This window comes from Facklamia hominis CCUG 36813 (assembly GCF_000301035.1).
Classification (GTDB): domain Bacteria; phylum Bacillota; class Bacilli; order Lactobacillales; family Aerococcaceae; genus Facklamia; species Facklamia hominis.
In genome coordinates, this window is sequence record NZ_JH932292.1 from 217,217 (window position 1) to 230,349 (window position 13,133).

The window sequence follows — 13,133 nt, forward strand, 5'->3', positions numbered from 1 at the left end:
CATGGCCAATATAAAACAAATGACTACCGCCTTAGCCAATCAAATTGCGGCTGGTGAAGTCGTCGAACGCCCATCCTCCGTGGTAAAAGAGTTGGTAGAAAATTCGATTGATGCCGGAGCTGACCAAATTGATATTCAACTTATCCAATCAGGTATTCAATCGATCAAAGTTACTGATAATGGTTCAGGTATGGATCAAGCTGATTTATTAATGGCCTGTTTGCCTCATGCTACCTCTAAAATATTTAATGTTCATGATTTATTTCATATCCATTCTTTAGGTTTTAGGGGAGAGGCTTTGGCTTCGATATCTTCTGTAGCACGCCTACGAATAGCTTCAGGATTGAATCAAGCAGATACTCATCAAGGCTATTATGTTTATTTGGAAGATTCTAACATAATTGATCAAGGTGTTTGTCCTCCCATAAAAGGATGTATCGTTGAGGTAAAGGACTTATTTTATAACACTCCCGCTCGATTGAAGCACTTGGCCTCTCTTAAAACAGAATTGAGACATAGTTTAAATATTATTCAAGATTTAGCTTTAGCTTATCCAGGTATTTCCTTCAAATTAAGCAATGATGGACAAAATATAATAAGTACGAATGGCAAGGGTGATTTTTTACAAGCCATTGCCAATGTTTATCAACCTTCGATTGCTCGTCAGATGCTAGAAATTTCAGCAAAAGATAAAGATTTTTCATTAGAAGGGTATATTTCACCCCCACAATTGACTCGAGCCAGTCGATCAGCGATCCACTGGATGGTGAATGGACGCCCTGTAAAAAGCTCTCTTTTGACCAATGTTCTTTTGAAAGCCTATGGCAAGCAATTAATGATTGGTCGCTTTCCGTTAGCAATAATTCAAATTCGGTTAGATCCTCAATTAGTGGATGTCAATGTTCATCCAAGAAAACAGACAATTCGACTTTCTAAGGAAGATGAACTCTGTCATTTATTAACGCAGGTTTGTCAAGAGCGTCTGAACCATACTCGAACTGTTCCGGAAGCGGGTGATAGCTTATTCAAAGCAGCTAATTCTAAGAAAATAACCAACAAGACCATGACGCTGGATGAAAGTCTAGCTAAGGGAAAATCCGTTGACCCTACTAACTCGTTTTCAACGCTTGCTTCGAATTTTGAAAGGGCTAAGGACTATGTAAATGAAGATACAAATATGATGGATAAGGAAAGAAATGCTTCACTTAATGACTTTCGGAAATTCGAAAAAATTGAAGAGAATGCTCTTGATCAATCAAACCGACAAAATAAAATAACATCAGTCGGTGGTCATGACGGTGCTAGAATTGACTTCAATCAATTAAGGTATGTTGGCCAGATTCATGGTAGTTATTTAATTGCGGAATCTGAGCGAGGCTTCTATTTGATCGATCAACATGCGGCCCAGGAACGGATTCGCTATGAAATGTTTATGAGTCAAGAAATTGATCCAAACCAGCACCAAAGTCTATTGATACCCATGGTGTTTCAGTTTGATCCGAATTTGGATGCCTTATTTCTTGAGAACGAATCTAAGCTTCGTGCCATGGGATTAGAACTGGAACCCTTTGGTTTGCGGAGTTATCAATTAGAATATTATCCTATTTGGCTTGAGGCTGATGAGCTAGAGACACTCATTCCGGAGATTATTGAACGCTTAGCTAGTCAGCCGGATCTATCACCAAGAGATCTCAAAGAAGCATCATTGATTATGCAATCCTGTCGAGGGGCGATTAAGGCTAATCATCATTTATCAAATCAAGAAGCCGAGACACTTATTAAGGAAATGCAGTATTTGAAAGATCCTTATCATTGTCCACATGGTAGACCGGTATTTGTTGAATTTAATCAACAAACGATTGAAAAATTATTTAAGCGAATTATGGATAGCCATCAAGGAGGTAGAGAGTATGACTAAAGCAGATTATCAAAAAAAAATTGCAAATTTAGACCCACAGGCTTATCATGTGACTCAAGAAGGGGGAACTGAAAGAGCCTTTACGGGACAGTATGATCAGTTTTATCAAAAAGGGATTTATGTTGATATTGTTTCAGGGCAGCCTTTATTTTCATCATCGGAAAAGTTTGATGCTGGCTGTGGTTGGCCATCATTTAGTCGTCCGATTAGTCCTGATGCTTTAACAGAACATGCAGATTATAAATTGTTTGTTCCGCGCACTGAAGTTCGATCAAGAGATGCAGAATCGCATTTAGGCCATGTTTTTCCCGATGGACCTAAAGAAGGTGGAGGATTGCGCTATTGCATTAATTCCGCTGCGTTAAAATTTATTCCCTATGAAGAAATGGACCAAGCTGGTTATGGCGAATATAAGTCGGTGGTAAAATAATGTATCAATATATTTGTGGAGAACTCACTCAGATACATGCGACTTTCTTAGTGGTCGAAGTGGGAGGAATTGGCTATCAAATATTCTGTGCAAACCCCTTTCGCTGGCAAGAGTCGCTTAAGCAATCGATCAAAGTCTTCTTGGAATTAGTGGTGCGTGAGGATAGTATGATGTTATATGGCTTTAAGGATCAAGCTGAAAAAGATCTATTTCTGATGTTGAATAAGGTATCGGGAATTGGACCTAAGAGCGCCTTATCAATCTTGGCTTTAGATGACCACCAAGGTTTGGTCAATGCGATTGATCAAGCGGATGCTAAGTATTTGATGAAGTTTCCTGGTGTAGGTAAGAAAACAGCTCAACAAATGATACTTGACTTGCAAGGTAAGCTATCCTTGGATCAAACTGAAAATACAAAACCAACTCATGATACGGATGCCATCATAGAGGAAGTGAAGCAGGCTTTGCTAGGATTGGGGTATCGTGTTAAAGAGATTGATCGAATTTTACCGCAATTGAAAAAGGAGAAATTTGAAAATAGTCAAGCTGGGCTAAGCTTTGCCTTTAAATTATTAATTAAATAAAAAAGGTCTTAGAGAAGGAGGTATTTTATTTGCAGGAAGAACGCTTTATAACGAATGAACGTCTTGAAGAGGATGTTGACATAGTTACATCCCTGCGACCTCATTCCTTAGACGAGTATTTAGGTCAAAAAAAGATAAAATCGGAATTAAAGATATATATTCAAGCTGCTCTAGAACGAGAGGAAGCCTTGGATCATTGTTTACTCTACGGACCACCTGGCTTAGGAAAAACTACCTTAGCTATGGTTATTGCCAATGAATTGGGGGTGGCAATTCAAACAACTTCGGGTCCGGCCATTGAACGTCCTGGAGATCTGTTGGCGATTGTCAATGAGTTAAATGCTGGAGATATTCTTTTCATTGATGAAATTCACCGATTACCTAGCATCGTGGAAGAGGTACTATATTCAGCGATGGAAGATTATTATGTAGATATAGTAATAGGTCAAGGAACAAGTAGCCAACCCATCCATTTTGAATTACCGCCATTTACCTTGATTGGGGCAACGACACGTGCCGGTATGCTATCTCGGCCCCTACGAGATCGTTTTGGAATTATGGCTCATATGCAGTATTATACTGTGGAAGAACTTGATCAAATTGTTCATCGGTCTGCTCAAGTATTTGATGTAGGGATTGATGATCAAGCGGCAAAAGAGATTGCCTGTAGGAGCCGGGGGACACCAAGAATTGCTAATCGTATTTTAAGACGGGTTCGTGATTTTGCCCAGGTATTAAATGATGGAGATATCGCACTTGAGCATACTAAACAGGCACTAGGAGTACTTGGAATCGATCAATTTGGTCTTGATGACCTCGATCGGCGCTTGTTGAAGACTTTGATTGAGATGTATCAAGGAGGTCCTGTTGGGATTGGGACTTTAGCTGTGAATATGGGAGAAGATTTGGTCACCATCGAAGATATGTATGAACCTTATTTGGTCCAACAAGGCTTCATTCAGCGAACACCTCGGGGAAGACAAGCAACGAGACTTGCGTACCAACACTTAGGGTATCCCTTATTGAACGAATAGAAAGAAGAATAATATGACATATACGACAAAAGATTTTGACTATGACTTACCAGAAGAATTAATTGCTCAAACCCCTTTGAAAGATCGTTCTTCTTCAAGATTATTGGTTTTAGATCGTCAAACTAATGAGATACAGGATACAGATTTTAAACATTTACTCGATTTTCTAGAACCTGGTGATGCTTTAGTTATTAATGAAACGCGGGTTATTCCAGCTCGATTGTTTGGTATTAAGGCAGATACAGGCGGACATATTGAAGTATTACTCTTGAACAATATTGAGGGAAATCGTTGGGAGTGTTTAGTTAAGCCGGGCAAGCGTGCCCATAAAGGAACACGCTTAGTATTTGGCGATGAGAATTTACTAACTGCTGAAATTCTGGAAGACTTAGAACATGGCGGAAGAATCATTGAGTTTAGCTATCAAGGGGTTTTCTTAGAGATATTAGAGCAGTTGGGTGAAATGCCTTTGCCACCTTATATCAAGGAAAAACTAGAGGATCCGGATCGTTATCAAACAGTCTATGCCAAAGAAAATGGATCAGCAGCAGCTCCGACAGCTGGACTACACTTTACTCAGGAATTATTCGATCAAGCTAGCCAAAAGGGGATTGAGATAATTCCAATCTTATTACATGTTGGTTTAGGTACGTTTAGACCTGTATCTGTTGATAATATTGCAGACCACCATATGCATTCAGAGTTTTACCGAGTAAGCCCAGAGGCAGCTGATCGGATTCAAAAGGTTAAGGATAATGGGGGTAAAATTATAGCGGTTGGAACGACGAGTGTTCGGACACTTGAGACCGTTGCGAAGAACCATCAAGGGAACATTGTAGCAGCTTCGGGTTGGACGGATATTTTTATTACACCTGGCTTTAAATTTCAAGTAGTGGATCATTTAATTACCAATTTCCACTTACCACAGTCAACCTTAGTTATGTTGGTTTCTGCTTTCTATGATAGAGAATCTATTTTAAAAGCTTATCAACATGCTGTTGAAGAACATTATCGTTTCTTCTCATTTGGGGATGCGATGCTTATTTTATAAGACTAAAGGAGGGATTATGTGCTTTTTAACAGTCGGAGTGCGTATTCCTTGTTACAATCAACCTTAGATGTTGAAAGCTATGTTAAAGAGGCAAAACGGCTGGGTTATCAAGCGATTGGTTTGGCCGATGTGAATGTACTATATGGAGCATTACAATTTTATAAGGCTTGTCAAAAAGAACAAGTAAAAGCCTTGATTGGGATTACTTTAAAGATACCTGGCTTTATTGAGTCTGGTAAAAACTTCTCTCTCTTAGTTTATGCTCGAGATTATTCCGGCTATTTAAGTTTAATAGCTCTTTCAAAAGCAGTGAATCAATCACCAGTTAATCACACAGAGATCCGACGAATTATTGCGGCAGCTCTGAATTCCTTGGTCTTAATTACGCCTGCAAAAGAAGGGGAGTTAGATTATTTAATTAGCCATGATCGTGAACAAGAAGCGTGTCAATGGGTCGATCTTTGGCAGGATAATCTTTCTAAAAACCGGCTATTTTTGGGTATCTCAATTTATCCCTACAATGAACTTGAAGTAAAAGCTTTGCAACATTTTGCTAAAAATCAAGGAATAGGATTAATTGTCAGTCAATTAATAGAAACATTAGTTCCCGAAGATGCGGTTGCTTTGAAATTTTTACAAGCCATTGATGCGAATGAAACACTGGATGAGTCCGTATTTGCTTACCGTGGAGCACATTATCTTTATCATCGTGATGATTTGGTCCGTTTATACCAAGAAAAAGGATTGGAAGAGGCTGTTGATAATGCGGTTAACTTGGCCAAGAGTATCGATCTTCAATTAAAAATGCATCAAACATTACTGCCACGCTTTAGTCCTCCAGAGGGAGTGACAAGTTTTGACTATTTGAAGGATCAGGCACTTCAAGGTCTTCAACGGATTGATAAACTGGACAATCAAATTTATCTAGATCGAATGAATCATGAATTAGCGATTATTCAACAGATGGGATTTGTGGATTATTTTCTGATTGTCTGGGAAATTATTGGCTTTTGCCGTTATGCAAAGATTCGTACAGGTCCGGGCCGAGGTTCGGCAGCAGGTTCTCTTATTGCCTATCTTTTAGATATCACACAAGTGGATCCCATTGAATATGGATTATTATTTGAACGTTTTTTGAATCCTGAACGTTATAATATGCCAGATATTGATATCGATATTCCAGATGATAAACGATATCAGGTCTTTAACTTTATCGAAAAACACTATGGTCATAAGAATGTAGCAAAATTAATTACCTTCGGGACCTTCGGTGCTAAACAGGCGATTCGAGATTGTTTGAGGATCTTAGGTAAGTCTAAAAATGAACAATCCCTTTGGTCCAAAGCAATCCCATCTAAGCCTTCCATTAAATTACAAGAGGCCTTTAAACTGTCAGATACTTTAAGGCGTATCGTTCATCAGTCAAAAGAAAATCAAGCTTTGTTTGACCTTGCTTTAGCCATTGAAGGTCTACCTCGTCATACATCGATTCATGCCTCTGGAATTGTGATTTGTGATCAAGATTTATCCCAACTGATTCCGGTGCTTGACCGTCAAGGCGAACTACAGTTAACTCAATTTGCTATGGAAGAAGTAGAAGAGCTTGGTCTATTGAAGATGGATTTCCTTGGATTGCGAAACTTGCAATTGTTGGATGATATTTTGCTGACGATTCGACGAGAATATCAGAAGGAGATTGATATTCGTCGGATTGACTTATCAGATAAAGCGACCTTAGCACTTTTTCAAAGGGCGGATACAGCAGGGGTTTTTCAATTTGAGTCCTCTGGGATTCGCCAAGTACTACAGCGATTATATCCAGAATCATTGGAAGATATTATCGCTGTAAATGCCTTGTATCGTCCAGGACCCATGCAGCAAATCCAACATTTTATTGCAAGAAAACACGGTAAAGAGACGATTGATTATTTGCATCCACTATTAAAACCAATTTTAGAAAAAACCTATGGTATTATTGTTTACCAGGAACAGGTGATGCAGATTTGCCGTCAGTTAGCTGGCTTTACACTAGGACAGGCCGATTTATTGAGGCGTGCAATGGGTAAAAAGCAAATTTCTATTATGGATCAAGAAAAGACTCGATTTATTGAAGGAGCTTTGGAACGTGGGATTCAACAGCAAACTGCGGAACAAATTTTCCAATATATTTATCAGTTTGCTAATTATGGTTTTAATCGATCTCATGCTGTTGTTTATTCGACCCTGGCATTCCAGCTGGCTTATTTAAAGGCTCATTATCCTGCAGCTTTTTACGTATGTCTCCTGAACCAAGGAACACATTCTAGTCAAGGAGATTTGGCCTATTTACCGGTGGCAAAAAGAGTTTTAGGACGCTTATTACCATTGGATATCAATCTTTCCAAGGCAGACCTATCCATTGATCAAGGCAGTTTGCGATTGGGGTTAATGGCTATTAAAGGAATGCGGGCTGAAGTTTGTCGTTCAATTATTCAAGAGAGAGAATTAGTTGGAAAATACCAAAATTATTTTGACTTCTTGAGTCGACTTGATGCAGCTTATTTGAATGAAAAAACAATCCAGCCTTTAATTGATGCGGGAGCTTTGGATTGTTTAGGTTATAATCGAGCCTCCTTAACCCATAATCTTCCGGCCTTTATTCAATATTTTAAGTTTAGTAATAATCAAATCTCTTTATTCAAAGAGATGGAACCTAAAGTTGAATTGGTTGAAGACTGGACTGAAAAAGAACGATTAGCACGACAACGTGCTGTATTAGGTAATCAATGGATGGACCATCCCATGTCATCCATGATGACAAGTATTGAATCGAGCTCACAATATACCCTGTTGGAGCAAATAAGTGCTAAAAGAGTAAGAAGCACTGTTACTTTCATTGCTTTTGTAGAAGAAATTAGAAAGAAAACGACCAAACGGCAAGAAGAAATGGCTTTTTTGACCGTGAGTGACCCACAAGCGGAAGCAAAGTTAGTGGTCTTTCCTAATGTCTTTCAAAGGATTCAAACTTTCCTACAAGAGGGGAAAATTCTATGTTTTAATGGTAGGATAGATCAAGATCTGAATGGTCAGAAGCAGATAATTGTTCAATCGATTGAGCGCTTGACAGATCAGATTGCCCCAAAAGCTCCTACTAATAAATACCAGACAGTTTTTATTCGTTTGGAAAAAGAGGTAATGGCACTTAAATTGGATTGGTTGAAGCAACTCTGTTTACAAAATCCAGGTCCTTTAAAAGTAATTATTGTTGATTCACAGAAAAAATCTTGGCAGTTAGATGAACATTACAATTTATCAGCAGCCAGCCGAATTCAGCGCGCTTTAGAGCAAGCCTTTGGTAAGGAAAATATTGCCTACCGGTAATATTCGAATTTAGAATTAAGCAGTTTTTATGTACAATCCATGATAAAATCAAAGACATTAGATGGAACATAGCAAGAGGTGAAAAATATGAGGCGGTTAGCAGTTTTAACAAGTGGGGGGGACGCCCCTGGTATGAATGCTGCCATTCGAGCAGTCGTCGAAGAAGGGCTCCATCATAATATTGAAGTTATAGGCGTTCAACAAGGATATAAAGGATTAGTAGAGGGAAATTTTAGGCCATTAGGAATTAATAGTGTCTCGCAAGCGATTCGACGTGGAGGAACCATTTTATATTCAGCTCGTTTCCCTGAGTTTAGTCAATTATCTGTCCAAGAAAAAGCCGTACAGGTGATGGAAGAAAATGGTATTGAAGGTTTGATTGCTATAGGAGGAGACGGAACTTTTAGAGGAGCCTTAGCATTGACAAAGTTAGGCTTTCCTGCAGTAGGTATTCCAGCAACGATAGACAATGACATACCTGGTACAGAGTATACGATAGGTTTTGATTCGGCCTTTTCAGCAGCTACTACAGCCATTGATATGATTTCTGATACAGCAGCTTCGCATAATCGGACCTTTGTAGTTGAGGTAATGGGTCATAATGCGGGGGATATTGCGATATGGGCAGGGGTTGCTGTAGGAGCAGATGCCATTATTATTCCAGAAGAAGAATATTTTATGGGAGATATTGCTCGGCGGGTTCGAACTTCCCGAAAACACGGTAAAGATCACGGCTTAATTATTTTGGCTGAAGGAGTTATGGGAGTCGAAGATTTTGTGGCAGCCTATTCTGAAGAAGCTCCAGAACAGGATGTAAGAGGCGTTAATTTATCACATATTCAAAGAGGGGGTAGTCCTACAGGACGAGACCGAGTTTTTGCGACCTTGATGGGAGCAAAATCAGTAGACCTTATTTTACATGGCCAATCCGGCATTTATGTAGGGATTATTGGTGAAGAATTGGCGGTTTTTGATATGATTGATACTTTGGCCAGCAGCAAGCACAAGGTTCGAGATGATTTGTTTGAATTGAACCAGGCCTTAACAGATCGGTACTAAGCGAAAGGGGCTTACTAGGCGATGAAGAAAACTAAGATTATTTGTACAATTGGACCAGCCAGTGAAGATAAAGAGATGATGATATCTTTGATGCAAGCTGGCATGAATGTAGGACGATTTAATTTTTCTCATGGAGACCATGAAGAGCACTTGTTTCGCTTTAATAATTTCAAGGCAGCTCGTCAAGAATCTGGAATTGTTGCAGCAATGTTGTTGGATACTAAAGGCCCAGAAATTCGCACACATCAAATGACAAATGATGCGATCTTTCTAGAAAAAGGACAGACTGTTCGAATAGCGATGCAAGAAGTTTTGGGGAGTGTAGAAAAGTTTTCCGTTTCCTATCCTGGATTAATTGAGGATGTGAAAGTTGGCGATCATATTCTTTTAGATGACGGCTTAATTGATTTATCGGTTCAATCGATTGATCATGAAAATCAAGAGATTATTGCTACAATTCTTAACTCGGGAATTTTGAAGAATAAAAAAGGAGTCAATGTTCCCAATGTTGCGCTTAATCTTCCAGCGATGACGGAAAAAGATCAATCCGATATTCGATTCGGTTGTCAACAAGGGATTGACTTTATTGCAGCCTCTTTTGTCAGAAGACCGGCAGATGTTCTTGAGATTAAGGCTTATCTTGAAGAAATAGGCTACCCGGATGTTCAAGTCATTGCAAAAATTGAAAATCAAGAAGGTGTCAATAATATCGAAGAAATTATTGATGTTGCAGATGGAATTATGGTAGCACGGGGAGATTTAGGGGTTGAAGTGCCGGCCGAGAATGTTCCACTTATCCAAAAGAGTATTATTAGAAAATGTAATCGTGCGGGAAAGCCTGTTGTTACAGCAACACAAATGCTTGATTCCATGCAGAGAAATCCTCGTCCCACAAGGGCTGAAGCAGGTGATGTTGCCAATGCCATCTTAGATGGAACAGATGCGGTGATGCTTTCCGGTGAAACAGCAGCTGGAGATTATCCCTTAGAAGCAGTTCGGACCATGGCATCGATCGCGATTCAAACTGAAAATCATTGGCACGGACGGGATGCCTTTACGCTTAAGTCTTTTGATAAGTCAGATTTAACCGAAGCGATCGGGCAGGCGGTGGGCCATACGGCTAAAAACTTAGCAATTCATACAATTGTTGCTGCAACCTCATCGGGGCATACTGCACGTATGATTGCAAAATATCGGCCAAGTGCCAATGTCTTAGCCGCAACCTTTGATGAAAAAACTCAACGACGTTTGATCTTGGTGTGGGGCGTTCAACCTTTTGTAATTGCAAAGCCTGAATCGACCGATGAGATGTTAGATAATGCAGCGGCCTTAGCGGTTAAGGAAGAGTTTGCTCAAGAAGGTGAATTGATTCTAATTACAGCGGGAGTTCCGGTGGGTGAAGCGGGCACCACAAATATTATGAAAATTCAATTGATAGGTACTCGTTTGGTAGAAGGTCAGGGTGTAGGCAATGGTCAATTTATTGGTAAGGCTCTAATCACTCAGGACCCAATCCAAGCTAATTTAGAGGCAAATCCAGGCAGTGTATTAATTACTAGCCAGACCGACAAGCGTTTTAATGCGGCCATCCAGCAAGTTGGTGCCATTGTTTGTGAAGAAGGAGGGATTACCTCTCATGCAGCTCTTATTGGTTTAGAAAGAGGAATACCAGTGATTGTAGCAGCAAAGGGAGCTATTGACTCAATTCAACCGCACGAGTTGATTACTGTTGATGCACGTCGAGGATATGTTTACCGAGGTGCAAGCTCATCATTTTAAAAATATGATTTTTTAGAAGAAGGCTATTATCGCCTTCTTTTTTTGATGAGAGGCACATTTTTTGAGCGTATTGATCTCGCTTGTGCTAAAATAGAGCCAGAATGAAAGAAATTAGGTGATGCCATGTTAGAATATGGACAAATCATAGAAGGAAAAATATATGATCAAAATAAGGATTATTATTTTGTACAAGCAGAAGGCCAAAGCTTTGCTTTAGAAAAATCACAAGTTGAAGGTGAAACTCTTGAAAAAGGTAGTCTGGTCGAGGGGATGATTTATGAAGATATGGATCGCCGCTTGATGATTCAGGTTGATCTACCGGATATTCGCCCAGGTATTTTTGGATGGGCTAAAGTTAAACAAATTCGTCGGGAATTAGGAGTCTTTGTGGATGTTGGTCTAGTCAATAAAGATGTTGTGATTTCATTGGATGATTTGCCGGATAATCGAAGACAATGGCCCAAAGTTGATGAGCAGGTCTATGTGACTTTCGAATGCGATAAAAAGCAGCGACTCTGGGGGAAATTGGCGACGATTGAGCAAATGCAGCCACTGTTTAACAAGGCACCCAGACGTTTAATGAATCAAGATGTTGAAGTACGAATTGTTCAATTAAAATTAGCTGGAGCTCAATGTATCACTAAAGAAGGTTACCGAGCTTTTGTTCATGAGTCCGAATGGATTTTAGAACCACATTTAGGTGAGTGTGCCAAAGGTCGTGTCACTCATGTTCACCGAGATGGTAGTTTGAATGTTTCTTTAAAACCAAGGGCCTATGAAGCGATTGATGATGATGCTAAGCTTTTATTAAGATTGCTAGAAAAAGACCCTGAAGGTTTTCTTCCCCTACATGACAAGTCGGATCCAGAGGTGATTAAAGCGTATCTGGCTATTTCAAAAGGACAATTTAAGAGAGCAGTAGGGGCATTATTAAAGGCTCAAAAAATTCGTCAAGTTAAAGGACAAGGTATCTATTTATTAACCGATTCGATTGGGGACGAAGCGGGTGAATAAGTTTTATAAAGATTATCTAGACGATTTTACTCATTATTTAAAGATCGACCAGGATAAGTCGGATAATACAATTCAGGCCTATTTGAGAGATTTGACAATTTTTTTTGATTATTGTGATAAATCGAGTATCGATCAGTGGGAGCAAGTGGATTATGCTTTTGTTCAGTCTTATTTGAATGATTTGCATCAAAAGAATTATGCAACTTCAAGCACATCACGCATGTTGTCTTCTTTAAGACAGTTTTTTCATTATTTATTGAAAGAACAAATCATCACATTGAATCCTATGCAAAAAGTGCTTGGTCCAAAAAAGGAGAAACACTTACCAGCTAGTTTAAGTCTAGATCAGGTAGAAAAAATTTTACAAGCACCAGATACTTCGGAATATATTGGCCTTAGAGATCGAGCTATTTTAGAGCTAATGTATGCGACAGGCTTACGGGTTTCTGAGTTGACTCACTTGTCTTTAAGAGATCTACATCTGGAGTTAGGCTTTATTCAAACCATTGGTAAGGGGAATAAGGAGCGGCTACTGCCGATTGGCGAAGAGGCCGCTTATTGGTTGAATCAATATTTACAAGATGTGCGTCCGCTTTTTTTGGCTAAAAAAACTAGTCGTCATACTCAACATGTATTTTTGAATCAAAGAGGGAACCCTTTTACTCGTCAAGGTATTTGGAAAAATCTGAATAAATATGTTCAAATAGCAGGGATTACGATGGATGTTTCTCCTCACATGTTGCGTCACTCTTTTGCGACCCATCTTTTAGAAAATGGGGCAGACTTGAGAATGGTTCAGGAATTGTTGGGACATTCTAATATTTCAACCACCCAAATTTATACACATATCAGTAAGCATCGCTTGCAGGAGGTCTATCGCGACCATTTTCCGCGAGCCTAGAAA

Annotated in this window: 10 protein-coding genes; all 10 read left to right on the top strand. The window is 39.4% G+C overall.

Annotated features, from left to right (window positions below):
* Position 1 precedes the first annotated feature (1 nt).
* On the top strand, positions 2-1,918 hold the full coding sequence (gene mutL / locus HMPREF9706_RS01075) for a DNA mismatch repair endonuclease MutL (protein WP_006907495.1): 1,917 nt from the start codon (positions 2-4) through the stop codon (positions 1,916-1,918).
* Positions 1,911-2,348, top strand: a complete 438-nt coding sequence (msrB, locus tag HMPREF9706_RS01080; protein WP_006907496.1) for a peptide-methionine (R)-S-oxide reductase MsrB — start codon at positions 1,911-1,913, stop codon at positions 2,346-2,348. Before mutL ends, msrB begins: the two co-directional genes overlap by 8 nt.
* Positions 2,348-2,932, top strand: coding sequence for a Holliday junction branch migration protein RuvA (gene ruvA / locus HMPREF9706_RS01085; RefSeq protein WP_006907497.1), 585 nt, complete (start codon positions 2,348-2,350; stop codon positions 2,930-2,932). The genes msrB and ruvA overlap by 1 nt, the downstream gene beginning before the upstream one ends.
* A gap of 29 nt (positions 2,933-2,961) precedes the next feature.
* Entirely contained in the window at positions 2,962-3,966 is a 1,005-nt protein-coding gene (gene ruvB / locus HMPREF9706_RS01090; protein WP_006907498.1) for a Holliday junction branch migration DNA helicase RuvB, read from the top strand.
* A gap of 13 nt (positions 3,967-3,979) precedes the next feature.
* Entirely contained in the window at positions 3,980-5,017 is a 1,038-nt protein-coding gene (queA, locus tag HMPREF9706_RS01095; protein ID WP_006907499.1) for a tRNA preQ1(34) S-adenosylmethionine ribosyltransferase-isomerase QueA, read from the top strand.
* Positions 5,018-5,035: 18 nt separating this feature from the next.
* Complete coding sequence (locus HMPREF9706_RS01100) at positions 5,036-8,377, top strand: DNA polymerase III subunit alpha (RefSeq protein WP_006907500.1); 3,342 nt, start codon at positions 5,036-5,038, stop codon at positions 8,375-8,377.
* 87 nt (positions 8,378-8,464) lie between these two features.
* The gene (locus tag HMPREF9706_RS01105) at positions 8,465-9,436 is read left to right on the top strand and encodes an ATP-dependent 6-phosphofructokinase (RefSeq protein WP_006907501.1); all 972 of its coding nucleotides are present in this window, start codon (positions 8,465-8,467) and stop codon (positions 9,434-9,436) included.
* 21 nt (positions 9,437-9,457) lie between these two features.
* Entirely contained in the window at positions 9,458-11,215 is a 1,758-nt protein-coding gene (gene pyk / locus HMPREF9706_RS01110; protein ID WP_006907502.1) for a pyruvate kinase, read from the top strand.
* A 123-nt stretch (positions 11,216-11,338) separates the two neighbouring features.
* On the top strand, positions 11,339-12,229 hold the full coding sequence (locus HMPREF9706_RS01115) for a CvfB family protein (RefSeq protein ID WP_006907503.1): 891 nt from the start codon (positions 11,339-11,341) through the stop codon (positions 12,227-12,229).
* Positions 12,222-13,130, top strand: a complete 909-nt coding sequence (xerD, locus tag HMPREF9706_RS01120) for a site-specific tyrosine recombinase XerD (protein ID WP_006907504.1) — start codon at positions 12,222-12,224, stop codon at positions 13,128-13,130. Before HMPREF9706_RS01115 ends, xerD begins: the two co-directional genes overlap by 8 nt.
* Positions 13,131-13,133 lie beyond the last annotated feature (3 nt).